The organism is Bradyrhizobium jicamae, from assembly GCF_018130215.1.
Taxonomy (GTDB): domain Bacteria; phylum Pseudomonadota; class Alphaproteobacteria; order Rhizobiales; family Xanthobacteraceae; genus Bradyrhizobium; species Bradyrhizobium jicamae_A.
In genome coordinates this window covers 20,559-46,921 of the sequence record NZ_JAFCKQ010000013.1, presented here as the reverse complement: position 1 = coordinate 46,921, position 26,363 = coordinate 20,559, and the positions used below count along the sequence as shown (strand labels likewise).

The 26,363-nt window shown below is 64.7% G+C and carries 28 protein-coding genes; 13 read left to right on the top strand and 15 right to left on the bottom strand.

The window, feature by feature from the left end:
• Positions 1–120 precede the first annotated feature (120 nt).
• Positions 121–486: a nuclear transport factor 2 family protein gene (locus tag JQ586_RS16655; RefSeq protein ID WP_212395682.1), complete on the bottom strand. Its 366-nt coding sequence runs from the start codon at positions 484–486 to the stop codon at positions 121–123.
• 117 nt (positions 487–603) lie between these two features.
• Between JQ586_RS16655 and JQ586_RS16650 the strand changes: the two genes are divergently transcribed.
• Positions 604–1,191, top strand: coding sequence for a TetR/AcrR family transcriptional regulator (locus tag JQ586_RS16650; protein ID WP_212395681.1), 588 nt, complete (start codon positions 604–606; stop codon positions 1,189–1,191).
• Positions 1,192–1,247: 56 nt separating this feature from the next.
• Here JQ586_RS16650 and argG read toward each other — a convergent pair whose 3' ends face one another.
• The 6 genes from argG to JQ586_RS16620 all read right to left on the bottom strand — a co-directional run bounded on the left by argG (position 1,248) and on the right by JQ586_RS16620 (position 7,032).
• Positions 1,248–2,585 carry an argininosuccinate synthase gene (argG, locus tag JQ586_RS16645; protein ID WP_212395680.1) on the bottom strand — a complete coding sequence of 446 codons (1,338 nt, stop codon included), beginning with the start codon at positions 2,583–2,585 and terminating at the stop codon, positions 1,248–1,250.
• A gap of 83 nt (positions 2,586–2,668) precedes the next feature.
• Entirely contained in the window at positions 2,669–3,469 is an 801-nt protein-coding gene (locus JQ586_RS16640; protein ID WP_212395679.1) for a phosphatase PAP2 family protein, read from the bottom strand.
• A 39-nt stretch (positions 3,470–3,508) separates the two neighbouring features.
• Positions 3,509–3,997 (bottom strand): hypothetical protein, encoded by a 489-nt coding sequence (locus tag JQ586_RS16635; protein ID WP_212395678.1) that lies wholly within the window; start codon positions 3,995–3,997, stop codon positions 3,509–3,511.
• A gap of 116 nt (positions 3,998–4,113) precedes the next feature.
• The gene (gene rlmN, locus JQ586_RS16630) at positions 4,114–5,313 is read right to left on the bottom strand and encodes a 23S rRNA (adenine(2503)-C(2))-methyltransferase RlmN (RefSeq protein ID WP_212395785.1); all 1,200 of its coding nucleotides are present in this window, start codon (positions 5,311–5,313) and stop codon (positions 4,114–4,116) included.
• A gap of 142 nt (positions 5,314–5,455) precedes the next feature.
• Positions 5,456–6,028, bottom strand: a complete 573-nt coding sequence (locus tag JQ586_RS16625; protein ID WP_409334498.1) for an invasion associated locus B family protein — start codon at positions 6,026–6,028, stop codon at positions 5,456–5,458.
• Between the two features lie 164 nt (positions 6,029–6,192).
• Complete coding sequence (locus tag JQ586_RS16620) at positions 6,193–7,032, bottom strand: SDR family oxidoreductase (protein WP_212395676.1); 840 nt, start codon at positions 7,030–7,032, stop codon at positions 6,193–6,195.
• Positions 7,033–7,121: 89 nt separating this feature from the next.
• Here JQ586_RS16620 and JQ586_RS16615 point away from each other — a divergent pair, with 89 nt between their 5' ends.
• Positions 7,122–8,102, top strand: a complete 981-nt coding sequence (locus JQ586_RS16615) for an NADPH:quinone oxidoreductase family protein (protein ID WP_212395675.1) — start codon at positions 7,122–7,124, stop codon at positions 8,100–8,102.
• Positions 8,103–8,220: 118 nt separating this feature from the next.
• Here JQ586_RS16615 and JQ586_RS16610 read toward each other — a convergent pair whose 3' ends face one another.
• Positions 8,221–8,598 (bottom strand): YkvA family protein, encoded by a 378-nt coding sequence (locus JQ586_RS16610; RefSeq protein ID WP_212395674.1) that lies wholly within the window; start codon positions 8,596–8,598, stop codon positions 8,221–8,223.
• Between the two features lie 82 nt (positions 8,599–8,680).
• Complete coding sequence (locus tag JQ586_RS16605) at positions 8,681–8,986, bottom strand: 4a-hydroxytetrahydrobiopterin dehydratase (RefSeq protein WP_212395673.1); 306 nt, start codon at positions 8,984–8,986, stop codon at positions 8,681–8,683.
• Positions 8,987–9,196: 210 nt separating this feature from the next.
• Here JQ586_RS16605 and JQ586_RS16600 point away from each other — a divergent pair, with 210 nt between their 5' ends.
• The 3 genes from JQ586_RS16600 (at position 9,197) to JQ586_RS16590 (ending at position 13,569) form a co-directional block, all read left to right on the top strand.
• The gene (locus tag JQ586_RS16600; RefSeq protein ID WP_212395672.1) at positions 9,197–10,609 is read left to right on the top strand and encodes a TAXI family TRAP transporter solute-binding subunit; all 1,413 of its coding nucleotides are present in this window, start codon (positions 9,197–9,199) and stop codon (positions 10,607–10,609) included.
• Positions 10,610–10,868: 259 nt separating this feature from the next.
• Positions 10,869–12,431, top strand: a complete 1,563-nt coding sequence (locus JQ586_RS16595) for an alkaline phosphatase (protein WP_212395671.1) — start codon at positions 10,869–10,871, stop codon at positions 12,429–12,431.
• A gap of 163 nt (positions 12,432–12,594) precedes the next feature.
• On the top strand, positions 12,595–13,569 hold the full coding sequence (locus tag JQ586_RS16590) for an N-acetylmuramoyl-L-alanine amidase (RefSeq protein ID WP_312016977.1): 975 nt from the start codon (positions 12,595–12,597) through the stop codon (positions 13,567–13,569).
• A gap of 48 nt (positions 13,570–13,617) precedes the next feature.
• Here the strand turns inward: JQ586_RS16590 and JQ586_RS16585 are convergent, their stop codons facing one another.
• Both JQ586_RS16585 and JQ586_RS16580 read right to left on the bottom strand, forming a co-directional pair.
• Positions 13,618–14,775, bottom strand: a complete 1,158-nt coding sequence (locus JQ586_RS16585) for a hypothetical protein (RefSeq protein WP_212395669.1) — start codon at positions 14,773–14,775, stop codon at positions 13,618–13,620.
• An 88-nt stretch (positions 14,776–14,863) separates the two neighbouring features.
• Positions 14,864–15,238 carry a response regulator gene (locus JQ586_RS16580; protein WP_212395668.1) on the bottom strand — a complete coding sequence of 125 codons (375 nt, stop codon included), beginning with the start codon at positions 15,236–15,238 and terminating at the stop codon, positions 14,864–14,866.
• 214 nt (positions 15,239–15,452) lie between these two features.
• Here JQ586_RS16580 and JQ586_RS16575 point away from each other — a divergent pair, with 214 nt between their 5' ends.
• The 7 genes from JQ586_RS16575 to JQ586_RS16545 all read left to right on the top strand — a co-directional run bounded on the left by JQ586_RS16575 (position 15,453) and on the right by JQ586_RS16545 (position 22,437).
• A complete protein-coding gene (locus JQ586_RS16575) occupies positions 15,453–16,217 on the top strand; it encodes a Crp/Fnr family transcriptional regulator (RefSeq protein ID WP_212395667.1) in 765 nt (254 codons plus the stop codon).
• 82 nt (positions 16,218–16,299) lie between these two features.
• On the top strand, positions 16,300–17,019 hold the full coding sequence (locus JQ586_RS16570; RefSeq protein ID WP_212395666.1) for a prolipoprotein diacylglyceryl transferase: 720 nt from the start codon (positions 16,300–16,302) through the stop codon (positions 17,017–17,019).
• Positions 17,000–18,445 carry a radical SAM protein gene (locus tag JQ586_RS16565; protein WP_212395665.1) on the top strand — a complete coding sequence of 482 codons (1,446 nt, stop codon included), beginning with the start codon at positions 17,000–17,002 and terminating at the stop codon, positions 18,443–18,445. The genes JQ586_RS16570 and JQ586_RS16565 overlap by 20 nt, the downstream gene beginning before the upstream one ends.
• Positions 18,442–18,717, top strand: coding sequence for a hypothetical protein (locus JQ586_RS16560; RefSeq protein WP_249147677.1), 276 nt, complete (start codon positions 18,442–18,444; stop codon positions 18,715–18,717). The genes JQ586_RS16565 and JQ586_RS16560 overlap by 4 nt, the downstream gene beginning before the upstream one ends.
• A 22-nt stretch (positions 18,718–18,739) precedes the next feature.
• The gene (locus JQ586_RS16555; protein ID WP_212395664.1) at positions 18,740–18,973 is read left to right on the top strand and encodes a hypothetical protein; all 234 of its coding nucleotides are present in this window, start codon (positions 18,740–18,742) and stop codon (positions 18,971–18,973) included.
• 284 nt (positions 18,974–19,257) lie between these two features.
• Complete coding sequence (gene typA / locus JQ586_RS16550; protein WP_212395663.1) at positions 19,258–21,084, top strand: translational GTPase TypA; 1,827 nt, start codon at positions 19,258–19,260, stop codon at positions 21,082–21,084.
• 108 nt (positions 21,085–21,192) lie between these two features.
• A complete protein-coding gene (locus tag JQ586_RS16545; protein ID WP_212395662.1) occupies positions 21,193–22,437 on the top strand; it encodes an NAD(P)/FAD-dependent oxidoreductase in 1,245 nt (414 codons plus the stop codon).
• A 14-nt stretch (positions 22,438–22,451) separates the two neighbouring features.
• On the opposite strand, the gene JQ586_RS16540 is transcribed toward JQ586_RS16545, so the two are convergent.
• The 4 genes from JQ586_RS16540 to JQ586_RS16525 are packed head-to-tail and all read right to left on the bottom strand — an operon-like array spanning position 22,452 to position 25,546.
• Positions 22,452–22,859 (bottom strand): thiol-disulfide oxidoreductase DCC family protein, encoded by a 408-nt coding sequence (locus tag JQ586_RS16540; protein ID WP_212395661.1) that lies wholly within the window; start codon positions 22,857–22,859, stop codon positions 22,452–22,454.
• A complete protein-coding gene (locus JQ586_RS16535) occupies positions 22,856–24,187 on the bottom strand; it encodes an SDR family oxidoreductase (protein WP_212395660.1) in 1,332 nt (443 codons plus the stop codon). Before JQ586_RS16535 ends, JQ586_RS16540 begins: the two co-directional genes overlap by 4 nt.
• Before the next feature lie 7 nt (positions 24,188–24,194).
• Complete coding sequence (locus JQ586_RS16530) at positions 24,195–24,662, bottom strand: DUF2269 domain-containing protein (protein WP_212395659.1); 468 nt, start codon at positions 24,660–24,662, stop codon at positions 24,195–24,197.
• Positions 24,659–25,546, bottom strand: a complete 888-nt coding sequence (locus JQ586_RS16525; RefSeq protein WP_212395658.1) for a S9 family peptidase — start codon at positions 25,544–25,546, stop codon at positions 24,659–24,661. Before JQ586_RS16525 ends, JQ586_RS16530 begins: the two co-directional genes overlap by 4 nt.
• A gap of 275 nt (positions 25,547–25,821) precedes the next feature.
• On the opposite strand from JQ586_RS16525, the gene JQ586_RS16520 reads away from it, so the two are divergent.
• Entirely contained in the window at positions 25,822–26,331 is a 510-nt protein-coding gene (locus tag JQ586_RS16520) for a GNAT family N-acetyltransferase (RefSeq protein WP_212395657.1), read from the top strand.
• Positions 26,332–26,363: the final 32 nt, after the last annotated feature.

Here is a 26,363-nt window from a genome sequence, read left to right as displayed (position 1 = left end):
CGCAGATGCGATCCGGGTGAGGGGTACAGGTTGGTCAACACACATCACTCGCGGAGATGCCCCTCACCCCAACCCACTCCCCGCAAGAGCGGGGCGAGGGGCGCAGCATCGACGCTGCCATCACCGCGCCATCTGCTGCGGATCGTAGAAGAACCGCTCCTCGATCAGTTCGTCACCGCGCCAGGTCTGCCAGGCGACCTCCTCCATGCTGCGGACCTTGCCGTCCTTGCCGGTGAACTCGAACCGCCAGCAGATTGCGGAGTGGTCGCCATCGAGCATCAGCGGCCCGAGTCGCTTGGTCTTCACGCCGGCGACCGACGCCAATACGGCCGCCTCGCGCGCCGCAAGCGCCTCGCGGCCGACGCGCCATTCGCCGTCATTTTCCTGGGTGCGGGCGTCGGCAGCATAGAAATTCGTGATCGCGCCGACATGGTCGTTGCATTCGACGGTATCGGCGAAGGCTCGCAGGGTCTCGAGTGAAGGCATGAAGGTCTCCCGGTTTGTCAGAGCCGGCTGATTATTTACCGACTCGTGGTCGGTATTTACCGACTAAAGGTCGGTAAGTCAATTGGCGCGGCGCTGGAACTGGGCTAGACAGGTGACATGGCAACCCAGGCCGAACGGCGCGAGAAGACCAGGAACTCAATCGTCAAGGCGGCGCGACGCATCTTCGGCGAGCGCGGCTTTGCCGCGACGACGATGGACGAGATCGCGGCGGGCGCGCGGGTTGCAAAAGGCGCGGTCTATCATCACTTCGCGACCAAGGAGGCGGTGTTCGAGGCGGTGTTCGAACAGGTCTCGCTCGACCTCGTCGCCGATCTCGACCGCATCTCGCGTGCCGAGAACGATCCGCTCGCCGCGATGGCGGCGGGAACGCAGGGCTATTTCGCGGCCTGTTCCAAGGGCCCGACCGGCCAGATCATCTTGCGGGACGGCCCCGCTGTGCTCGGCTGGGAGCGCTGGCGCGAGATCGACGCCAGGCATTTCGGCGGCAAGTTTCCGCGCGCGATCGCCGCTGCGATGGAGGCCGGCGTGATAGCGAAGCAGCCGATCGAGCCGTTGGCGCGACTGTTGCTCGGCGCAGTGACGGAGGCCGCGGTCGCGGTGTCGGGCGGACACGATATCGGCAAGGCGGGCACGGATTACGCGCGCGCATTCCGCTCGCTGCTGGATGCGTTGCGGGTGAAGTAGCGCACGATCCCTCCCATGCCGGGACGACCTGAGTTTGTGGCCGCTGCCCGCGCCCCTCAGTCCTTGTCGTTCTCGAGCTGGAAGATCTGCGCACCCTCCCCGCTCGAGATCAAACCGGTCTTGCCGTAAAGACCGAGCTTGGCGCGGGTGTCGGCAATGTCGAGGTTACGCATCGTCAATTGCCCGATGCGGTCGGCGGGCGTGAAGGCGGCGTCTTCCACCTTCTCCATGCTCAGCCGCTCCGGCGCGTAGGTCAGGTTCGGGCTCTCGGTGTTGAGAATGGAATAGTCGTTGCCGCGGCGAAGCTCGAGCGTCACCTCGCCGGTGACGGCGCGCGCCACCCAGCGCTGCGCGGTCTCGCGCAGCATCAGCGCCTGCGAGTCGAACCAGCGTCCCTGATAGAGCAGGCGCCCGAGCCGCAGCCCGCTGATGCGATACTGCTCGATCGTATCCTCGTTGTGGATGCCGGTGACGAGTCGCTCATAGGCGATGTGCAGCAGGGCCATGCCGGGCGCTTCATAGATGCCGCGGCTCTTCGCCTCGATGATCCGGTTCTCGATCTGGTCGCTCATGCCGAGACCATGGCGGCCGCCGATCGCATTGGCTTCGAGGAACAGCGCGACCGGATCGGCAAAACTCTTGCCGTTGAGCGCGACCGGCTGGCCCTCCTCGAAGCGCACCACGACCTTCTCGGGCCTGACATCGCAATCGCCGCGCCAGAACGGCACGCCCATGATCGGGTTGACAATGGTGATGCCGCTGGAAAGGCTCTCGAGATCCTTGGCCTCGTGGGTGGCGCCGAGCAAATTGCTGTCGGTCGAATAGGCCTTCTCCGCGCTCATCTTGTAGGCGAAGCCCTGCGCGGTCATGAATTCAGACATTTCGGCGCGGCCGCCGAGTTCGTCGATGAACTGCTGGTCGAGCCAGGGCTTGTAGATGCGCAGGCTCGGATTGGTGAGCAGGCCGTAGCGATAGAAGCGCTCGATGTCGTTGCCCTTGTAGGTCGAGCCGTCGCCCCAGATGTTGACGCCGTCCTCCTGCATCGCGGAGACCAGCATCGTGCCGGTCACGGCGCGGCCGAGCGGGGTGGTGTTGAAATAGGTGAGGCCGCCGGTCGAGATGTGGAAGGCGCCGGACTGGATCGCGGCGATTCCTTCATGGACCAGCTGCGTGCGGCAATCCACCAGGCGTGCCTTCTCGGCGCCGAAATCCATCGCCTTGCGGGGGATCGCGTCATAATCCGCCTCGTCGGGCTGACCGAGATTGGCGGTGTAGGCGAACACGCGGGCGCCCTTCTGCTTCATCCACAAAAGCGCTGCTGACGTGTCGAGACCACCGGAGAAGGCGATGCCGACTTTCTCTCCCTTGGGCAGGCTTTTCAGGATCGTGGTCATGAGGCGTCCAATCGGTCAGGTCGGTTGCGGTTTGGCTGCGCGAATAACAAATTTCGCTGCCTTGAGCACGCGTTTAATGACGTTTACAGCCCCTTTGGCGCCACTGCGCCGCTCACGCGTGCGGGGCCGACGTCGCGGCCGCGCCAGCGCTGCATCGCCCGGTAGCCGGGCCATGCCAACCGCGTCAGCGCCGAGTCGACCTGGGCATCGGTCAGGCGGGTCGCGGCCCAGCGGTAGATCAGGGCATAGGCCAGCCAGACCACCAGGAAGGAGACGAGGCCGGCGATTGCCACGTCGGTGAAGAAATGCCCGCCGAACGCCATCCGTAAGCCGCTGGTTGCAATGCCGAACACGGTGGCCCCGACATAGGCGAGCGGCCGCCAGGCGGGCGGCGCCAGCGCCGCCGGCGCATAGGTCCAGAACGCGGTCGCGCCTTCGCCGGAAAAGAACGAGCAGTTGCGCGCGCAATCGCCGCGCGGATCCCACCACGGCACGAATTTCAAGTCACCGCCGAACTGCATCACCACCACAGGCCGCGGCCGGCCCCAATAGCTCTTGAAGGTGAGATTGGTGAGCAGACCAGCGGACAGAAGCATCGTTGTGAGCAGGAAGATCGCCGCGCGGGGCGACATCAGCATCGGGCGGTCGGGCCGGATGAACTTCACCACGATCGCAACGATCGCCGGCAGCACCAGGCCCCAGGCGATCCACATCGCCGCATCGCGCGCGAACGACGCGAGCGCATCGAGCTTCAGCGGAAAGGTTTTCTGCGCAACGTCGTAGAACAGCGCTGCCAGCTTCAGGTCGAGCTCGGGGTAGATCCCGAACACGAGGCCAATGACGAACGCTAGCGCAAGCGCGATGACGAGTCCGGTCCGGTTCATGGCGCGCGGTTTAGCCGAGGCAGCGGGGCATGGGAAGCTTCACGGCTGCGGGCGCGATTGCGAGGGCAGCGGCGGCGGCCGCGAGGGACGCGACGGCGCGCGCCAGGCGCCGGCGGTGCGGCCGGCGACCAGCCAATAGACCAGCCCCGCGACGATGCCGGCGCCAGTCATGATCTCCATGTGCCGGCGCACGATGCCCTCGAAATGCATCGTATCGGGATCGAACGGCACGAGGCCGAGATAGCAGGCCGCGCCGACGATGGCGCCTCCGACGGCATAGGCCAGCACGCTTCTGATGTCGAATGCCTCGGTGACCAGCACGATGATCAGCGCCGGCAACAGCGCGAAGCCGGAAATGAAGATGAAGCCGAAGCCGAGCACGACGTCGATCGCGTTCTGGTCGATCGGCGCGTCCGGCAGGTTGCTGATCTCGGGATAGAGCACCGCGCCGACCACGATGATCCCTGCCACGAAGCAGGCCAGCAGAAAGGCGAAGGCGACGACGAACAGGCGGCCGATCAAGGCCATGTCAGGTTTCCTCCGTCACCGCGAGCGAAGCGAGGCAATCCATCTCGCAACTTGCCGAGACATGGATTGCTTCGTCGCTTCGCTCCTCGCAACGACGAATTGCACGGAGGCCACGATCAATCCGTCATCGCCATCGCGCGCAGCGCCTGGCGCTCGCGCGCGGAAAGCTTTTCGGTCTCCGACTTGAGCTGGCCGCAGGCGGCGAGGATGTCGCGGCCGCGCGGCGTGCGCACCGGCGAGGAATAGCCGGCGTTGAAGATGTATTCGGAGAATTTCTCGATCTGCTCCCAGTCGGAGCACTCGTAGGCCGTGCCCGGCCAAGGATTGAACGGGATCAGGTTGATCTTGGCCGGGATGCCCTTGAGCAGCTTGACCAGGAGCCGCGCGTCATCAAGCGAATCGTTGACGCCCTTCAGCATCACATATTCGAAGGTGATGCGACGCGCGTTCGACGCGCCGGGATAGTCGCGGCAGGCCTGCAGCAATTGTTGAATCGGATATTTGCGGTTCAGCGGCACCAGCTCGTCGCGCAGCTCATCGCGGACCGCGTGCAGCGAGATCGCCAGCATCACGCCGATCTCCTCTCCGGTACGCTTGATGTTCGGCACCACACCGGAGGTCGACAGCGTGATGCGGCGGCGGGAAATGCCGATGCCCTCGTTGTCGGCGACGATCAGCAGCGCATCGCGCACCGCGTCGAAATTGTAGAGCGGCTCGCCCATCCCCATCATCACGATGTTGGTGACGCGGCGCGAGCCGTCCTCGCGGTCGGCCCAATCATTAAGACGGTCGCGCGCCACCATCACCTGGCCGACGATCTCGCCGGCGGTGAGGTTACGCACCAGCCGCTGCGTGCCGGTGTGGCAGAACGCGCAGTTCAGCGTGCAGCCAACCTGCGAGGAGACACACAGCGTGCCGCGGTCGGTCTCGGGGATGTAGACGCACTCGACCTCGTGCGGCCGCTCGACCTTGTCGCCGCTCGGCAGGCGGAGCAGCCATTTGCGGGTGCCGTCATTGGAGATCTGCTCGGCGACCACTTCGGGGCGGTCGACGGTGAAATGCTTCTCAAGCTCGGCGCGCATGTCCTTCGAGACATTGGTCATCTCGTCGAAGCTTTTGGCGCCGCGGAAGTACATCCAATGCCAGAGCTGCTGCGTGCGCATCTTGCGCTGCGACGGCGCAACGCCGATCTCGCCGAGGCGATCGGCGATCTCGGCGCGCGACAGCCCGATCAGCGAGGGCTTCGCCGGCGGCACATAGGTTTCGAGCGGAACCTTTTCGACCAGCGCGCTGGCGCCCGATGCGGCTGGGGTGATCACGGTGTCGGTCATGAAACCTCAAATAGGCCTTCCAGACCGGGCTGGAAAGCCATCAAATGCGCGGAATTGAGCGCGCCTCGAGCGTCTTCAAGCGAAGTGGATACCGGTTCGCGTAAAGAAAACGCGTCAAAACAAGAAGCTAATGCCGGCAGTCCTGCGACAGCCGGTCGAGCGCCTGCGACAGGCCCTTGAGCGAGAACGTATCCGTCGTCTCGGTGCCCTTGGCCGAGACGGCCTTGACCGTCACATCGGCCGATTTGCGCATGGCTTCCACCATCCGTTCCTCCTCGGCCGCGTTCTTGATCCAGAGACCGTCGCCCTGGGTATACATCGCATACGACGCGCCACCGACCTGGAGGGTCGATTCGGAGCCCGGTTTCAGCGCATAGCCGATCATGATCGAGACTTCGTTGACGACCTTTTCCGCCGGACGGGTCGAGACGAAGGCATAGGCCGGATCGCGCGGCCGGTTCGGCGGGTTGGTCTTCGACGACGACGGCTTGGCCAGCGCGAAGCAGACCTTCTTGCCGTTGGGCGCCGCCGTATAGGCGCCCCAGGTGCCGAACTGGCCGATCAGCGTCGGCTCCGCACCGCCGGCCGCGGCGGTCGCGGCCGCCGGAGCAGGTTTGGTCGGCTCCTTCTTCGGCGCAGCCTGCGCCGACGCGAGCGAAATGACCCCGCAAAGCAGTCCGCTTGCCACCAGCGATGTCAGTTTTTCCCGCACGGACAATTGGTTCCCCCATCATTGTGACTGGAAGATGGCCCGGCGATTCCCCCACTGCCGGTGCGGGTGGATAACCGGGAAACGCTTGTTTGGGAAGGCAGTTACGGTTCGACGACGACGCTGGCGACGGCGGAACCTCGCATCACCCTTCATCACGTCTTGGCGCGCGCCGCGCGCTGATTCTCCCACTGTTCGTCGGTCCATTGCAGCAGGTCCTCGGCGCCGGAACTGCGCAGGTGCATGCCGCCGTCCTGCACCACCATCTCGCCATTGATGTAGCCGGCCTGGTCCGAGATCAGGAAGCTTGCAAGGTTGGCGAGTTCGGAATGCTCGCCGGGGCGGCCGAGCGGATTGCGATGCGCCCAGCTCTCGCTGCGGCCCTCGGGACGCAGCTGCCCGGTCGCGCCCGGTGTCGGGAACGCGCCGGGTGCGATCGCGACCGTACGGATGCCCTTCGGCCCCCATTCGACGGCGAGGCTCCTGGTCATCGCCAGCACCGCGGTCTTGGCCATCGACGACGGCACGGTGAAGGCGCGGCCCGTGATGGTCGAGGTCGAGAGGATCGAGAGCACGACGCCCTTGTGCTTGCCCTCGATCCAGCGTCGGCCGGCGGCGAGCGTGCAGTACATCGTGCCGTGCAGCGTCGGTGCCAGGATCGCGTCCGCCGCACGGAATGACAGATGCTCGCTCTGCGCGATGAAGGTTGCGGCAGCATTGTTGACGAGAATGTCGATCGGCGCATCCTGCCAGATCAGGTCCATCATCGCCTCGACAGCGGCGCCATCGCGGATATCGCAGCGTGCGGTGGATGCTTTGGCGCCGAACTCGCTGCGGAACTTGGCTGCGGTCTCCTCGAGCAATTCCAGCCGCCGGCCGCAGATGATCAATTCGGCGCCGAGTTCGGCAAAGCGGCGGCCCATCGCCGCGCCAAGACCGGAGCCGCCGCCGGTGATCAGGATGCGCTTGCGTGCCAGCAGGCCTGTTTCAAACATAGTTTGATCCCTCCGCTTTATATTGTCGCTCCGCCGCAAATCCGGCATGAAGCTTTCAGTCCTTTTGCGTCCGAAACTCAGGTGTGTCCATGAAAGCCATCCTCTGCTCGCAATACTGTCAACCCGACGATCTCGTGCTGGCTGACGTTCCGGATCCGGTGGCCGGACCCGGCGAAGCCGTGATCGCGATCAAGGCGGCGGCGCTGAACTTCTTCGATATCCTGATGATCCAGGGCAAGTACCAGATCAAGCCGCCGTTCCCGTTCTCGCCGGCCGCGGAAGTCGCCGGCATGATCGAGAGCGTCGGCGAGGGCGTGACCGATCTGAAGCCCGGCGATCGCGTCGTCGCCTCCTGCGGCCATAACGGCGCGCGCGACAAGATCGCTTTGCCCGCGAACTCCATCGTGAAGATTCCCGACAATCTCGACTACGATCGCGCCGCCGGCATCATCATCATCTACGGCACCGCGCTGCATGCCCTGGAAGATCGCGCCAGCCCGAAGCCAGGCGAGACGCTCGCAGTGCTCGGTGCCGCCGGCGGCACCGGCCTCGCCGCCTGCGAGCTCGGCAAGCTGATGGGGCTGAAGGTGATCGCGTGCGCCTCGTCGGACGAGAAGCTCGAATTCGCCAGGCAGCACGGTGCCGAGCTGACGCTGAACTACGCCAAGGAAGATCTGAAGGAAGGCCTGCGCCGGCTGACCAATGGCAAGGGCGCAGACATCATCTTCGATCCGGTCGGCGGTTCCTACGCCGAGGCCGCGCTGCGCTCGACCGCATGGGAAGGCCGCTTCCTGGTGATCGGCTTTGCCGCAGGCGACATCCCGAAGATGCCGCTCAACCTCGCGCTGCTGAAGGGCTGCGACATCAGGGGCGTGTTCTGGGGTGCCTGGGCCCGGCTCAATCCGGACAAGAACCGCAAGAACCTCGAGAAGCTCGTGCAATGGACCGCGGAAGGCAAGATCTCCTCGCACGTCGATCGCACCTTCCCGCTCTCACAGACCGCCGAAGCCTTGAAGGTGCTCGCCGGCCGCAAGGCGATGGGCAAGGTGATCCTGCATCCGGGAAGCTGAGGAGCCGTAGCCCGGATGAAGCGCAGCGAAATCCGGGACGGTCCACCCACGGGCGAGAAAGACACCGGATTGCGCTTCGCTCCATCCGGGCTACGCAGCCACGAAGGCTGCGCGACGCTCACTCCTCCGCGAACGTGCCGCGCTTCAACGCGGCGCGTGCTGCGTCGCGGTGCTCCGGCGTGATGTGGCCTGCCACCAGGCGGATCGCGGTTGCGAGGATCGCGGCGTCGTCGGTGTAGCCGAGGATCGGCATCATGTCGGGAATGAAATCGAACGGCAGGATGAAGTAGGCGATCGCCCCGAGCAGCGCCGCCTGCACATGGCGCGGGGTCTCGCGATCGAACGCGCAGTAATAGGCGGCGAGCAGGTCCTCGGCGAACGGCAATTTCGCCACTACCTTCTTGAACTTGATCCAGAAGCGGCGGCGCACGCTGTCGCGGTCCTGCGCCAGCCGATCGGCAGGTTCAAATCCCACGCTGTGCTCGGTCGTTGCCATCGCAAGGTCCCTCGGCGCCGCGCGCCGGTCCGGCCGCGGTCAGCGAGAATCTGGGGATGTCGACTGACCGCCGCAAGGCTGCTCAGCCGACCCCGAGCTGCCGTGCGATGGCGTTCATGGCCTTGGCGAGATCGATGTCCCGCTTGGTGACCCCGCCGACTTCGTGGGTCGCCAGCACGACCTCGACCGTCTTGTAGACATTCTTCCATTCCGGGTGATGGTCATTCCTCTCGGCGACCAGGGCTGCGCGCGCCATGAAGCCGAAGGCCTCGTTGAAATCCCTGAACACGAAGGTCTTGGCGATCGCCTCGCGGCCCTCGGTCTCCGACCAGCCCGCCAGTTCCCAGAGCGCCGCCTTTTTTGCTTCCGCTGTCAGCCGTTCGACCATGGCAACCCTCCCGTTTGGTCCTGATCTTACCCCAACAAAGCGCCTGCGGGATGGGATCCATGCCGAAATTAAGGCCGAAATCGCGTCCCATCGCCGCTGGTAACCATGACGGAGATGTAACATCTGAGGACTGCGGAATTTGCTACAATTACGCAAAATAACCGCGTTGGTACTTCTGGAATTGAGCCCAATCGATCGTTTGCGAGACCGATGACCGACGGCCCCGGCCCCGCCAATATTCCCCCCAGACCGCCCCGTACGGCGCGGCAGCGAATCGCATTCGTGCTGATCGCAGGCGCACTCGCGATCGTCGGCACGCTGGCCGCGGGCTATTATTTCGCGATGCGCCCGGTGACCCTGCGCATCGCCGTCGGGCCGCCCAACAGCGACGACCTCAAGCTGGTGCAGACGCTGGCGCAGGCTTTCAACAATCAGCAGCACAGCCAGGTCAAGCTTCGACCGGTGCCAACCGACGGCGCGCCGGCCAGCGCGCAGACGCTCGCCGACGGCAAGGCCGATCTCGCCATCATCCGCGGCGATCTCGAAGTGCCGAAGAACGCGCAGGCGGTTGCGACCTTGCGCAAGAATGTCGTGGTGATGTGGGTTCCGCCCGCCGCGAAAGGCAGGGGCAGAAAGGCCGCGAAGATCACCAAGATCGCCCAGCTTGCCGGCCACAAGATCGGCGTCGTCGGCCGCACCCAAGCCAACGTCAATCTGCTGAAGATGATCCTGCTGCAATACGGCGTCGATCCGATGAAGGTCGATATCGTCCAGTTCCCGGCGAACGAGGCCGTCGAGGCGATCCGCAACCAGAAGGCCGACGCCTATCTCGCCGCGGGTCCCGCCAACAGCAAGATCACGATCGACGCGATCACGGCGTCGAGCCACGACGGCGGCGAGCCCACCTTCCTCGCCATCGACGCCTCGGAGGCGATCGCGCAGAACCATCCGGCCTATGAGGCTGCTGAAATTCCGGCCGGCTCGCTCGGCTCCGCCGAGCGGCCCGACGACGAGCTCAAGACCATCAGCTTCTCGCACCACATCGTTGCCCGAAGGAGCCTGTCGGATTCGACCGTCGCTGCATTCACCCGGCAATTGTTCTCGATCCGCCAGTCGCTCAAGAACGAATTCCCGCTCGCCGCCAAGATCGAGACGCCCGACACCGACAAGGATGCCACCATCCCCGTGCATCCGGGCGCGGCCGCCTTCGTCGACGGCGAGGAGAAGACCTTCCTCGACCGCTACAGCGATTACATCTGGTGGAGCCTGATGGCGTTCTCGGCGATGGGCTCGGCCGGTGCGTGGTTCGCCGGCTATCTGAAGCAGGACGAGCGCAACACCAACACCTCGCAGCGCGACCGCCTTCTCGAGATGCTGCGGACGGCGCGGCATAGCGACTCCACCGACGAGCTCGACCAGATGCAGGCCGAGGCCGACGACATCCTGCGCGACACCCTGGTGTGTTTCGAGCACGGCGCGATCGAGCAGGGCACGCTGACCGCGTTCAACATCGCGCTGGAGCAGTTCCACAACGCGGTCGCCGACCGCAAGGCGCTGCTGATCAGCATGCCGCAGAATTTGCAGCGCACCGCGACGCAATTCCGGGCGGCGGGGACGGCGTAACGCTTCATATCCCTTCGAACCAGCGCCCTGCGGCGATCTCAGTAGGAGAACCCCGGCGGTGGAGCCAGGGGCTTACCCCTCTCCCCACCCTCCCCCACAAGGGGGAGGGAGCCTGACCGGCGTGCTCACCTGACAAAAAACCAACGGTGTCTTCATGAGCAAATTTCGTCCGCCCCTGTAATCTCTCCGTCATGGAATTTTTCTAGGTCTTTGCGCGCTTGCGGCGCATTTTCTGTGCCGCGACCCCGAGGAGGCCCCCATGACAATCCGGTTTTCGCGCAAGATCACCCGCAGACGTTTTCTGTCCACCACGGCCGCGACCGGCGTCGGCCTCGTTGCGATGCCGTATCTCTCCCGCGCCGCCGATCGGCCGGTGATCACCCATGGCGTGCAATCCGGCGATGTCGGCGTCGACGGCGGCGTGGTCTGGGCGCGCGCCGACCGACCCTCGCAGATGATGGTCGAGGTCGCCACGTCAGAATCCTTCAAGGATGCCCGCGCGCTGCCGCCGATCACGGCGATGCCGGAAAGCGACTTCACTGCCAAAATGCTGCTGGAGAACCTGCCCTCCGGCCAGGACATCTTCTATCGCGTCCGCTTCCGCGACCTCTCCCATATCGATATCGTCGGCGAGCCGGTGGTCGGCCGTTTCCGCACCGCGCCGAGCGACCGCCGCGATGTCTCGTTCGTCTGGGGCGGCGATGTCGCCGGCCAGGGCTGGGGCATCAATCCCGATGATGGCGGCATGGTCACCTTCGCCGCGATGAAGAAGCACCATCCGGATTTCCTGCTGCACTCCGGCGACACCATCTATGCCGACGGCATCATTCCGTCAGAGGTGAAACTTCCCGACGGCAAGATCTGGAAGAACATCACCATTCCGGAGAAGGCCAAGGTCGCCGAGACACTCGACGAATACCGCGCCGCCCACAAGTACAATTTCCTCGACGACAATGTGCGCGCCTTCAATGCCGAGGTGCCGATCTTCGTGCAGTGGGACGATCACGAGGTGACCAACAACTGGTCGCTGTCGAAGCAGCTCCCCGCCGCCTACAAGGAGCGCGACATCACGCTGCTGGCCGCACGCGCGGCCCGCGCCTTCCACGAGATGTATCCGATGCGCGAGAGCATCGTCGAGCCGGGCCGCGTCTATCGCACGCTGAGCTACGGGCCGCTGCTCGACGTGTTCATGCTCGACGAACGCAGCTATCGCGGCCCGAACGGCGCAAACCTGCAGGAGACCTACGGTCCCGACGCCTATTTCATCGGGCCCGATCAGCTCGCCTGGCTGAAGCGTGCGCTGCTCAACTCGCGCGCGACCTGGAAGGTGATCGCCTCCGACATGCCGCTGTCGCTGATCGTCTATGACGATGCGACCAACAAGAAGGGCTCGGAAGCGTTTGCCCAGGGCGACGGCCCGGCCCGCGGACGCGAGCTCGAGATCGCCGACATCCTGCGCTTCATCAAGACCGCCGGCATCGTCAACACGGTATGGCTGACCGCCGACGTTCACTACGCGGCCGCGCACTACTACAACCCGAACAACGCCCAGTTCCAGGAGTTCGATCCGTTCTGGGAATTCGTCTCCGGCCCGCTGCACGCCGGCACGTTCGGCCCGAACGAGCTCGACAACACGTTTGGCCCCGAGGTGAAGTTCGTCAAGGCACCGGGCGATGCGAACCAGAACCTGCCGCCGTCGGCCGGCATGCAGTTCTTCGGCCACGTCAAGATCGACGGCAGGAGCGGCCAGATGACCGTGACCCTGCGCGACCGCGCCGACGTCGCGCTGTGGTCGACGACGCTCGATCCGAAACAGGTGTAGTCCGGCCACAACGGAACTGCCCCGTCCCCTGACGCCCCTGGCCCAAGGCCAGGGGCGCGATTGACCGGGGATAGACGTCACCGACCTCTTCCGGTATCGAGATCAGAGCCATTATGCTGGGGGCCCGGAGGGGCGGAGCATGAGGCGCTGCGAGTCCATTCGTGTGCTCGGTGGCATCGTCGCGGGGTCTCGACTTTGCCGCTTCATTGTCGTCGCCATCGCAGCGCTCGCGCTGCTGCCGATCGAAGTCAGCGATGCTGGCTGGCTGCCGGATATCTTCAAGAGCTCGTCCAGGCACGCCGGACCGCCAAAGCGCGTGAAGTCGGCAAGGCCAGCCCGGTCGGCGAGGCGCAACGCCTCACCAAGGCCTCACCGCACGCGGCTTGCCGCCCTCGGGCCCGCCGTCCTGCCTCGTTCTGCTCTCAAACCGGCCTCGTCAGCATGCGATCCCTCGACATACCGGGTGGTTCTCGATGTAGGGCATACGGCTGAATCGGAAGGTGCGATCAGCGCCCGCAATGTCGCCGAGTACAGCTTCAACCTGCGCCTTGCGAAGCTGATCGCGGAGAAGCTGAAGGCCGAAGGCTTTGCCGAAACCCGACTGCTTCTGACTGCGGGCAAGGCCAGACCGAGCCTTTTCAAACGAGTGGCTAAAGCCAATGATCTGAGCGCCGATCTCTTCCTGTCGATCCACCATGATTCCGTGCCCGACAAACTGCTCGAGGACTGGGAATTCGAGGGCAAGAAAAGCCATTACAGCGATCGGTTCAGCGGGTACTCCGTCTTCGTCTCCCGCGACAATCCGGACTTCAAGACGAGCCTCTCATTCGCCGAACTGATCGGCAAGGAATTGAAGGCCGAGGGGCTTCATTATGCCGAGCAGTATACCCAACCCGTCATGGGTCGCTACCAGCACCCGCTGCTGAACAAGGAGACCGGCGTCTACGACTATGATGAGCTCATCGTGTTGCGAAAGACCCGGATGCCCGCTGTGCTGCTGGAAGCGGGGTCCATCATCAACCGGGGCGAGGAGCTCGAGATGGACTCGCCCGAACGCCAAAACATGATCAGCAGCGGTGTCGCGACTGCCGTCAAGGAGTTCTGCGATCCGCGATGGGCCATCCTCGGTCCGCTCTGATCGCCCGAGCAACCGGAGGGAACGCGATCAGGTCGGTCGCTAGTGACGTCAGCCCGGCTTGCCCGCCTTGATGTCCTTGAATTTTGCGAGCGCCTGTTCGAACTTGGCGTTGAACAGCCACATCGCATCGAGGATTTCGCGGAACGTCGCTGATGTTCTCGCCCTGTCGGCCCGGCCGAAGGCGAAGATGCTGTTGTTGCGCAGGTATCGCATGATCCTTGTGTCGGAGATCCTGTAGGCCGTGAGGTTGCCCGACTTCAGTGCGGCCCTGGTCGGAGTGGGAACGATCTGGATCAGCTCAAACAGCTTCATTTGATCGATCGGGTCAGGCAGCGCTTTCAGGATCGCCGGGATGTCGGGGAAAATATCCGCGTGCGCGTTCATCAGGGCGTCCCGCACGGCGGTCCAGTGATTGAACCTGTGATCGAGGTTGCCGGCCCGTGCCTCTTCCTCGTCGTCGCGGCGGCTCAGTGCAGGATCGAGCTTTGCGATCGATCCCTTCATGGCTGCCCACTTCCTTCGACCGTTGCGGTCTTCGGACGGACCCGTCTGCAGACTGCCCTTGTATGTGTTGGACCGCGCATTTCCGGCATTCTGCTTGCCGCCCGTCTCGGCATAGAAGAGGCCGAGGCTGATACGGCCTGCGGCGGCGGCATTCGCAGCATCCAGCCCCTTGGCGCGGGCGATCGCGGTCGCCAGATCGACGACGTCCTTGAATGGCGTATCCGATCGTTGCGCGCTGGCGGGCGGGGCCTCCATGACGTCGAAGAGCTTCCTGTATTCATCGAACAGCGGTTCATTGTCGGCGTCGAAATATGCGGGCGGGATTCCGAATCGGTTGGGTCTTCCGATCCTCGATGGAAGCGCATCGGTGAGATCCTTGTAGGCGCTCATCATCTCGACGCGGGCAAGGTAGATGGCCTGGCCCGGCAAGTCGGGCAGAGGCTGCCTGGAATCGATCTGCGCGCGTCGCTGGCGCAGGATCTGCTCGAAGTCCTTCCGGGCCTTGTCGTAGATCGCAAGCGCCGATTGCTGGCTCGTGAGTGCGACCGGCTCGCCCCTCGCCGGAGAAAAGAAACTGCCGATGACGGTTAAGGCAGGCGAGATGGTCACGCCGACGATCGCATGCGTTGCAACCGGCGGCGAGAGGAGCAGCCCTAGAGATAGCCCTGCTGCGGGCGCAGCGGCAGATGACCTGATCGCCATGGCGGCTTCCCGATACCGAGTTTCGCCGAATCCGACTCCCTGGATCGTAGACGACGAACGCGCCGGCCGCGAGGCGTTAGGCCCGCAGTCAGCACCGGTTTCTCAACGCAGCCTCGAGCGCTTCGCCCGAACAAGGCTTGGACAGCCGTGGCTTTTCGGCCAGCGACGGCGGAAGCCGGATGTCTCCGCCATAACCCGTCACGAAGGCGTAGCGCACCTTCAGCACATTCAGCCGCTCGGCGAGCGCGAACGACTTCTCGCCCCTGACAAGGCCGACATCGAGCAGGGCAAAGTCGGGCAGGCGTTCGGCGATCATCTCGAGCGCCCGCGCCACGTTGGGGGCGGTACGAACCGTCGTCGCGCCCAGGCGCAGGATTGTGTCCTCGAAATCGAGCGCAATGATCGGATCGTCTTCGACGATCAAGACGTCGCCGGGGATATCGGCGCGGAGGGCGGGCTTCATGTCTCGGCACGGTCCATTTTTCGAGGACGAATCAGGGATCCGGATCATAGCCCGGATGGATGGCCCGCTGCTGGCGCCCCGAGAGCACGCCTGCTGTTCCCATGATGAAACCACCACATCAGGGGACGCGCCGTCTGTTCACTTGTGCACATAAGAAGTGGAACCGAGGAGGAACCAATTCACTGTCGTGGCGTTGGAACCAGCGGATTTTCCAATGCATTCAAAACCAGACGCTTCGGCCGGAGCCAGCGACCGGCCCTTCAACAATTTGCTGCGCAGACTGAACGCGGCCGATTTCGCGTTGCTCGCGCCGTATCTTTCATTGGTCGAGGCTGCGGCGGGTGACCTGCTCTACAACCCCGGCGATGACGTCGGCACCGTGCATTTTCCCTGCGGTCCGAGTCTGGCGTCCTATCTCGTCCCCAACGAAGACGGCCGCGATGTCGAGACGATCCTGGTCGGCCGCGAAGGCGCGGTCGGCGGAATCGTGAGCCAGGGCTTCCTGCCGGCCTACACGCGGATCACCGTCAAGTTCGGCGGACCGTTCGTACGGTTGCCGATCACGAGGCTCGACATGGCGAAGCTCGCCTCGCCGTCCATCCGCAACATCTTCGCGCGCTATGCCGACTGCATGCTGGCGCAGATGTTCCAGTCGACAGCCTGCAACGCCGTCCACTCGATCGAGCAGCGCGCCGCCAAATGGATCATCTCGGCGATGGAGCGCACCGATGGCGACGGCGTGGTGCCGCTCACCCATGAGCAGCTTGCCACACTGCTCGGCGTCGGCCGCAGCTACACCAGCCGCGTGATCCAGAGCTTCAAGGCCGAAGGAGTGCTGGACACGCGCCGCGGTGCCGTCGTGATCCGCAATCCCGACGGACTCCGGCAGCGCGCCTGCCCGTGCAACGACGCGGTGCGGGAGCACTTCGAGACCGTGCTGCGCGGGGTCTATCCGAGCGAGGACAATCCCTCGAATTGACGAGGCTTGCTCCACCTCGCCCCGCGCGTGGGGAGAGGGAGGCGGCTATCGCACGGCGCAAAAACCACGCTACACTTGCCCCATGAGCGGGGCAGGACTTCACGCCATCTTCGATGTCGCGGCCTGGGGTGCTGCTTGCGCCGCCATCTGGTGGCTGTCGCGCGTGCGCGGCCTGCAATTCCCGCGGCAATCCTTCGAGCTGCCCTACGTCGCCGCGCTGGTGTTCGGCGCCGGGATCGGCGCCTACATCTTCGGCACGCTGAACCTGTGGTTCTCGGGCATGCCTGGCATCGCCCGCTCGGTCGAGGGCGCATTGGCCGGCGGCATCGTCGCGATCGAGCTCTACAAATGGCTGCACGGCATTACGATCCGCACCGGCGCTCGCTTCGCGCTGCCGCTCGCGGTCGGCGTCGCGATCGGTCGGATCGGCTGCTATCTCGCCGGCCTCGACGATTTCACCTACGGCACGCCGACCACGCTGCCCTGGGGACATGATTTCGGCGATGGCGCGCTGCGTCATCCGGTGCAACTCTACGAGAGTATCGCGATGGCAGCGTTCGCTGTGTTCTACGTGTTGATGGTATTGAACCGAAACGCCGCCGTAATCACCAATGGATTCTACCTCGCCCTGTTCTATTACGGTCTGCAGCGCTTCTTCTGGGAATTTCTCAAGCCATATGGCACGCTGATCGGCCCGTTCTCGCTGTTCCACCTGCTGTCGCTTTTCGTCGTGGCCTATGCCGCCGTCATGCTGGCGACGGCACCAAGTGCGAGTTTGAAGCATGAACGCGCCGCTGCGTAAGGCCCGCCCCTACATCTTCTGGGGCCAGACCCAATCGCTCTGCGAGACCTGCCTGACCCTGGTACCGACCAAGATCCAGATCCTCGGCAACGAGGTCTGGTACGAGAAGCGCTGCAAGCGGCACGGCGTGCAGTCGACGCTGGTCTCGACCGATCAGGCCTATTGGCGGCTGTGCAAGGATTTCATCAAGCCGGGCGACCGGCCGCTGGCTGTCCAGCGCCACACCGAATTCGGCTGCCCCTATGATTGCGGCCTGTGCCCGGACCACGAGCAGCACTCCTGCCTGGCGCTGATCGAGATCACCGAGCACTGCAACCTCACCTGCCCGGTGTGCTTTGCGGAGTCCTCGCCGGCACGCACCCGCTTCACGCCGCTCGACAAGATCGAGCGGATGCTCGACGCACTGGTGGCCAGCGAAGGCGAGCCTGACCTGGTGCAGATCTCCGGCGGCGAGCCGACGTTGCATCCGGATTTCTTCGCCATCCTGGACGCCGTGCGGGCACGGCCGATCCGTCATGTCATGGTCAACACCAACGGCCTCAGAATCGCGCGCGAGCCGGACTTCGTGGCAAGGCTCGCCGAGAACAGGCGCGGGCTGGAGATCTACCTGCAATTCGACTCGCTGAGGCGCGAGGCGCTGGTCAATCTGCGCGGTGCCGATCTGCGCAAGATCCGGCAGCAGGCGCTGGAGAATCTCGAGCGCCAGGGCATCTCGACCACGCTTGTCGCCACCATCAAGCGCGGCATCAACGACGGCGAGATCGGCGATATCGTCCGCCACGCACTGACGTGGAGCTGCGTGCGCGGCGTGACGCTGCAACCGGTGCAGGACGCCGGCCGCAACGAGAATTTCGACAAGGACACCGACCGCATCATGCTGTCGGAGATCCGCCGGCGCGTGGTCGAGACCGGGGTGTTCGGCGACAAGGACATGATCCCGCTGCCGTGCAACCCCGAGAGCATCTCGATCGGCTACGGGCTGCGCAACGGCGAGAAGGTGCTGCCGTTGACCTCGCTGATCCCGCAGGAGCAGCTCGTCGCCGTGATGCCCAACACGATCAGCCCGGAGAAATATCCGATGCTGCGGGAGAAATTCGTCGACCTGTTCTCGCTGTCGTCGGGGCCGCTGAACACCAGCGATCGCGTCTGCGAGCTGCTGTGCTGCCTGCCGGGCTTCGAGGTGCCGGACGGGCTGACCTACGCCAACATCTTCCGCATCACCATCGTGCAGTTCCTCGATCGCTTCAATTTCTGCGTCGGCAACGTCAAGCGAAGCTGCATCCATTTCGTCACAGAGTCCGGCGCGATCATCCCGTTCGACACCTACAATCTGTTCTACCGCAACGGAAAGATCGCTCGTATCCGCGCCGAGCTCGCACAGCAGACCTATCGGGAAACCAGCCAGGGCGAGGACGTGCCGCGATGAGCGACGACAGCCGCCCCATCATGCCCGACGGATCGCCACCTCCCGTGCTTCCGCCGCGACTGCCCCCGCCACGCAGCGGCTGTGCGACGGCGTTCATGGTGCTGATCGGGCTGATCCTGCTGCTGCCGGGGCTGTGCGCCATCGTGTTCGGGGTCGGCTCGCTGAGTTCGTCGCTGCGCATGGAGCCCGTGCTCGTATTCCTGATCCTGCTCGGGCTCATGGTCGGGTTCGCCGGCATCATGCTGATCCGGGCTGCGATCAAGGGGCGATAGCCGCCAGGAGGCGCGAAGGATCATGGGCACCTTGGACCAGCCGCCGCCGACCAACCCCCAGGAACCACGCCAGCGCAGCGGCTGCGTGACCGCGATCATGCTGACCCTCGGCATCATCCTGCTGCTGCCCGGCCTGATGTGCGCGGTCCTGATCGTCGCCGCGGGTGATTCGGGCAGAGACCCGTTCACGCCTGTCGTGATGTTTATCGCCCTTGGCGGCGTCGCGTTGATCGTCTGGGCGCTTTCCCGAAAGTGACATCGGGCCCCGGAACTCGCCAAAACCGGCCCTTCCGGCCCTAAATTCGATCAACCAAATCACCAATAAACCGTTGTTTTTTGGCGTTTTCTGACTATATTGCGGCGCAACGCGCAAGGTGCCCGGTCCGCTGACCGGGCTTCCTTTTTGGGGCGATGCGTCCCCGTCAAATTTCTTAGGTATGAGCGTGATCCGGGCCCGGACGGGCCGCGCTAGCGAGCGGCCGGCCCCGATGGTCCGGTGAGACCGCGCTCAAGACCCTTTGCACGACCAGAAGAAGAGCCATGAACCTTCGTAACGTCGCCATCATCGCCCACGTCGACCACGGCAAGACCACCCTCGTCGACCGTCTGCTGCAGCAATCCGGCACCTTCCGCGAGAACCAGAAGGTGACCGAGCGCGCGATGGACTCCAACGATCTGGAGCGCGAGCGTGGCATCACCATCCTGGCCAAGGCGGCCTCGGTGCAGTGGAAGGACATGCGCATCAACATCGTCGATACCCCAGGCCACGCTGATTTCGGCGGCGAGGTCGAGCGCATCCTCAACATGGTGGATGGCGCACTGGTGCTGGTCGACGCCGCCGAAGGCCCGCTGCCGCAGACCAAGTTCGTGGTCTCGAAGGCGCTCAAGATCGGGTTGAAGCCGATCGTCGTGATCAACAAGGTCGATCGCCCCGACGCGCGCCCGACCGAGGTCATCAACGAGGTGTTCGACCTGTTCGCGGCGCTCGATGCGAGCGAGGAGCAGCTCGACTTCCCGATCCTGTACGGTTCGGCCAAGCAGGGCTGGATGGCCGAAAGCCCCGAGGGTCCGAAGGATCTCGGCATGCAGCCGCTGTTCGACCTGATCGTGCGCCATGTGCCGCCGCCGACGGTTGAAGAGGGCCCGTTCCGCATGATCGGCACCATCCTCGAAGCCAACCCCTATCTCGGCCGCATCATCACCGGCCGTATCTCCTCCGGCTCGATCAAGCCGAACCAGCAGGTCAAGGTGCTGTCCGCCGACGGCAAGCTGATCGAGAGCGGCCGCCTGACGAAGATCCTGGCCTTCCGCGGCCTCGAGCGCACCCCGCTCGAGGAGGCCGAGGCCGGTGACATCGTCGCGATCGCGGGCCTGACCAAGGGCACCGTCGCCGACACCTTCTGCGATCCCTCGGTCGACACGCCGATGGCCGCGCAGCCGATCGATCCGCCGACGGTGTCGATGTCGTTCATCGTCAACAACTCGCCGCTCGCCGGCACCGAGGGCGACAAGGTGACCTCGCGCATGATCCGCGACCGCCTGATGCGCGAGGCCGAGGGCAACGTCGCGCTGCGCGTCGTCGAGGCCGCCGACAAGGATTCCATGGAAGTCTCCGGCCGCGGCGAATTGCAGCTCGCGATCCTGATCGAGACCATGCGCCGCGAGGGCTTCGAGCTCTCGGTGTCACGCCCGCGCGTCGTGCTGCAGAAGGACGAGGCGACCGGCGCCTGGCAGGAGCCGATCGAGGAGGTCGTGATCGACGTCGACGAGGAGCATTCCGGCGTCGTCGTGCAGAAGATGAGCGAGCGCAAGGCCGAGCTGATCGAGATGCGCCCGTCCGGCGGCAACCGCCTGCGGCTGGTGTTCTACGCGCCGACCCGCGGCCTGATCGGCTACCAGGGCGAATTGCTCACCGACACCCGCGGCACCGCGATCATGAACCGCATCTTCCACGGCTATGCCGCCTACAAGGGCGAGATCCAGGGCCGCCGCAACGGCGTACTGATCTCCAACGACCAGGGAGAGGCGGTGGCTTACGCGATGTTCAAGCTCGAGGACCGCGGCCCGATGATGATCGAGCCGGGCTGGAAGGTCTACAAGGGCATGATCGTCGGCGAGCACACCCGCGATAATGATCTCGAGATCAACGTGCTGAAGGGCAAGCAGCTCACCAACATCCGCACCACCTCGAAAGATGAAGCGGTACGACTGACCCCGCCGATCCGGATGACGCTGGAAAAGGCGCTCGCCTATATCGAGGACGACGAACTCGTCGAGGTGACGCCGAAGTCGATCCGCCTGCGCAAGAAACACCTCGACCCGAACGACCGCAAGCGCGCGGAAAAGGCCAAGGAAGCGGTGGCGTAAGGGCGCGAATAGCGAATGGGGCGTGGCGAATAGGGGCGTTTGCGCCGCCCCGTCGTTGCTATACGCTATACGCTATACACTATTCGCCACTCACCATTCGCGCTTCTCATGTCCCTCCCCTCCACAGTCGACGTTGCCATCATCGGCGCAGGTGCCGCGGGCCTCGGCGCCGCGCACGCGCTGAAGGGCTCGGGCCTCTCCGCGATCGTGCTGGAAGCCCGCGGCCGCGTCGGCGGCCGCGCGCACACGATCCAGGCGGCGCCCGATGTGGTGTTCGACGTCGGCTGCGGCTGGCTGCATTCGGCGAACCGCAACAGCTTCGTCGGCATCGCCGCACAGCTCGGCTTCGAGGTCAACAAGGACCTGCCGCCCTGGCGCGAGCGCGCCTACGGCAAGGCGTTTCCGCAAGCCGATCGCGACGAATACATGCAGGCGCTCGACGAGTTCTACGATCGGCTCGAAGAGGCGGCGCGCGGCGACAAGGACGGCCCCGCTGATCGCTACCTCGCGCCGGGCAATCGCTGGAACCCGATGATCGACGCCATCTCGACTTACGTGAACGGCTGCGAGCTCGACCAGCTCTCGATCCTCGACTTCGACGCCTATGAGGACACCAACCTCAACTGGCGGGTGCGCCGCGGCTATGGCGCGCTGGTCGCTGCCTATGGCGCACTGGTTCCGGTTGCGTTGAACTGCGAGGTCAGGCTGATCGACCATTCAGGCCCGCGCGTCCGCATCGAGACCTCGCGCGGCACGCTCGACGCTCGCAAGGTGATCGTCACGGTGCCGACCAACCTGATCGCCGATGAAGCGATCCGCTTTTCACCCGCGCTGCCCAACAAGGTCGATGCCGCGCGCGGCCTGCCGCTCGGCCTCGCCGACAAGGTGACGCTGGCGCTCGACCATCCCGATGACATGCCGAAGGAAGGCAATCTGCGCGGCGCCACCATGCGCACCGAGATGGGTACCTATCACATTCGCCCGTTCGGCCAGCCCTGCATCGAAGGCTTCTTCGGCGGCCGCTTCGCGCAAGCGCTCGAGGACGCCGGCGACGGCGCGATCGCTGCCCACAGCATCGACGAGATCGTCGCCTTGATCGGCAACGATTTCCGCCGTCGCCTGAAGCCGCTGAAGGAATCGCGCTGGTCGCACGACCCGTTCGCGCGCGGCTCCTATTCGCACGCTTTGCCGGGCCACGCCGACAAGCGCGCCGTGCTCGCCGCGCCGGTCGACGGCCGACTGTTCTTCGCGGGTGAAGCGACATCGCCGAATTTCTTCTCGACGGCCCACGGAGCAAGGGATTCGGGGGAGCGGGCAGCGAAGGAAGTGGTAGCGGCTTCGCAGCGCAAGTAACCGCACCATCATTGCTACTCCAACACCCTTGCCCGCATCTCGCTATCCGGCACGAAGCAGGTCTCGTACTTTCCGAATATCCGATACCTGTTACGTGCAATCACGCCGTAGATCGCGTCGCGCAGCGGTTTTGGGACGGCGAACAGCACGCGGGTCCAGCCCCAGCCGGGCAGCAGGCTCAGCACCGTCAGCGCGGCGTCGGACTTCATCCTCGCGACGCCGCCATGGACCACGGCGTTGGTGTCGGGATCGTTGGGGTCGATGCCGAATGCTTTCGCCAGCCGTGTGCCGTAGTCCGACTGGATCGGCGTGAAGCGGAATATGTGCGCGGAATCGCGCGCGATGACGAACCGGATCCAGCGCGAGCAGAAGATGCAGACGCCGTCGTAGAGGATCACGTCGTCGTCGGGCCAGTTCGTCATCGGTTGTCCAGAATCAGAAGCGCGACCAGCATCAGCACGATCGCAGGGCCGGTCTTCACCAACGCTCCGAGCGGCTCGATCCAGAGGTCAGGGACGAGGATCGCCGATCCCACCATGTAGCCGAGCGAGGCGGCGATGCCTGCGACCAGGCCAAACGCGGCGGTGCGGCGGAATGCGATCAGGACGCCGATGCTGATGTCCATCAGGCTGGTCCCTATCGTAATTGGGCCGACCAGTGCGGGCGGGAAATGGTGGCTGTTCAGGATGCCGGCGGCGGCGTCATAGGAGACGACCAGCGCGATGAAGCCGGAGACGCACCAGAACAGCACGAGGCTCGCGATGATCAGCACCTTGACCAGGAACAGCCGCGCGAACCATTTGTCCTGGATGGTGGCGGGATGCGCACCTGTGGCGTCCGCGATCGTCGTCGGCACGAGGCCGGTTGCATTCATCCAGGCCGAGGGATCGCCGGTGACGCCGCGGCGCAATTCAGCAATCGCGGTCGAACGCAGCGGCGGCATCCAGCCCAGACGGCTTGCGAGATCGCCGAGGCGGGCGCCGAGATCGATCAGAACAGCCGGTGGCGTGATTCGCCATTGCTTCGCGGTGCCCAGCGACCAGCGGAATTGGGCGATGACACCGCCGAGCGAGACCGCTTGCTGCTGCATCAGGTCCCATGTCACCGCGCGCACGCGCTCATCCGTGATGTCGCGTGCCGCGAGCCAGGCAATCGTCGCCGCGATGTCCCGAACCGTGACCGGCTGGAACGGTGTGCCAACCTCGCCGGCGGGCAGATCGAACGGCAGCGCCGCCAATGCGCGCAGCATGGCGCTGCCGCCATAGGCTGCGGGTGCAACGACGAAACCCGGCCGCAGGATCGCATGGGCGATGCCGGAGGCTGCGATCAGCCGCTCGGCCTCGCGCTTGGTGCTGCTGAAGGCGGTGCGGTCCCCATCGGCGGTGCCGGGGATCGAGATGTGGATGAGGCGAACGGCGCGTCCGCTGCTGCCGATCGCCTCGAGCAGGCGCGCGACGAAATCGCGATGCACCACGCGCGTATCCCTGCCCGGGCCGTCCTGCAGCACGCCAAGGCAATTGACGACGACATCCGTCTCATGCTCGCGGATCAGCCGCGCCAGGGCCGCCGCATCCATCGACATCACGGGCAACTCGATATCGAGCGCGCTCGGCCTTTGCGACGGCGCCAAATGCCGCGCAACCCCGACGGCACGGAAGCCGCACGCGCGCAAAGCGTCGGTGACGTAGCGGCCGATCAGGCCGGAGGCGCCGAAGACGAGGATGTTGCGCGAATGCACCGGGTTGCTCATGGCGGTCCTAGAATGGCTTGGCGATCATGAGCCAAAGAATGATCATCACCGAGCCGAAGCCGGGGATACCGAACAGGAACCAGCGGCGGAACAGCGCAAAATAGCGCGGCGGCAGCGGCTGGTTCTTCTCCGCTGCCATCCGTGCCAGATTACGCATCTCGATCTGCATGAAGATGACGGGCACCCAGAACAGACCAGCGACGGCGTAGAGCGCGAGCGAGGCCAGCAGCCAGCGTTCGGCGATCCCGGTCGCCGACAGCGCCATCAGAACGCCGCCACTGACCGGCTGCAACAACACTGCCGATAATGTGAAGATCATGTCCGCGATCACGACGGTCGCCGCGGTGCGCGCAATGAAGGCGGCATCGCCGGTCCGATGCGCCATCAGCATGAAGAACGCGATGCCAGTGCCGGTGCCGAGGATCACGATGGCGCCGAGCAGGTGGAGATATTTGACGAGGAAAAAAAGCGTCATCGCTTCACATGCTGGGCTTTCAGCACCCGATCGAGTTCGGTCATCACGGCCTTCACGCCGTTCTCCGTCTCCGGCAACCAGTGGCCCTCGCCGCCATAGGCGGGAAGCACGTGGAAATCCACTCTCCCGCCGCCTTTGGCGAAAGCGTCGACTAGCCGGCGCGAGAACGCGGGCGTGAAATAGCTGTCATTGGCCGCGACCAGCCATGTCACTGGAATATGCGCAGCCGCGCCGAACTCCGCCGCCGACGCAACCAGTGTGTGCGGGGCGCAGACCTGGTTCGGAAAATCATTGGCGCGGCCGCCACGGCCGGGCGCAAACAGGATGATGCGCGATACGCCGACCGGGTTTTCGCTCGCGAGCGCCAGCGCGCCCCACCCGCCCGCGGAATGACCGATGATGATCGTGCCGTCCGGCCGGATGAAGGCCTGCTTGCGCAGATAGTCCATCGCGACCGCGATCTCGCCCGCCGTGGCGTGTCCGGCGCGCGCATAATCCGCCCCGTCGCAACCGTCCTGATCTTCAATATATTTGCCGCCGGTCGAGCCATGGCCGAGTCGCTCCGGCACCAGCACCGCAAAGCCATGCGCGACCAGCAACACGGCAAGCGCGCGATATTCCGGCTGCGGCATCTGCGCTCGCCGCAGCACGTTCTGCGTCGAGGCATGCGCGATCACCGCGAGTGGAAACGGACCGTCGCCACCGGGGCGAAACAGCAGCGCATGCGCCGGCGTTGCGGAATCGGGCGAGGGCACCAGCCATTGCTGGCGTCGCGCCGGCTCTTCCTCCGCGCCCTGCGCTCCCAGCGCCGGCTGCGCGACGACCGTGCGCGCACCGAGAAGGGCGAAGACAACAGTTACAACCAGGACTTTTACCGAATGCATGAGCACCCTTGACGGTAGTCGCGCAATGATTGGAATCGGCCCCCAGAGTACCGGCAGCGAATCGATCCGGGAGCATTTTCCCGTTGTGTCAGCCCTGTCACATACCACCGAGGCCTCCGTTGCCCACAGGCCGGGCACCAGACTGCCGGTTCAGACGGCATCCCTGTCCTCTTTCGGTACAAGTTCTCATCACAGTGATGCAAAAAGCCCACATGTTAACCGATAATTAACGATGGACCTTGAAGGCGGCCGTCCGAGTTGCTTTGATTGGGGTCATGAGCACAACGCTGATCGAGGTCCGGCCGGCCAAAGCTGCAGACGCAGCTGCGGTGGCGTCTACCCATGACGAAGCCTGGCGCTCCGCGTATCAGGGCATCATCCCCGGCGCAGAACTCGAGAAGCTGATCAACCGCCGTGGCCCGCAATGGTGGGACAGCGCCATCCGCAAGGGCAGCCGCGTCAGCGTGCTGGTGTTCGGTGACAAGATTGCAGGCTACGCCAATTACGGCCGCAACCGCGCCCGCAGCCTGCACTTCGAAGGCGAAATCTACGAGCTCTACCTGCGGCCGGAATTCCAGGGGCTCGGCTTTGGTCGTCGCCTGTTCGCCGCCGCCCGCCGTGACCTCGTGCAGAGCGGCCTGAAGAGCATGGTGATCTGGGCGCTCTCCGACAATGACGCAGCGACTGAGTTTTATCGTGCGCTGGGCGGCCGGATGGTGGCGCGCTCCTCGGAGCGGTTCGGGCCGAAGTCGCTCGACAAGGTCGCTTTCGCCTGGGCCAACTGAAAATCCTGCTTCTCTCGCAGCTGCAGCAAGGC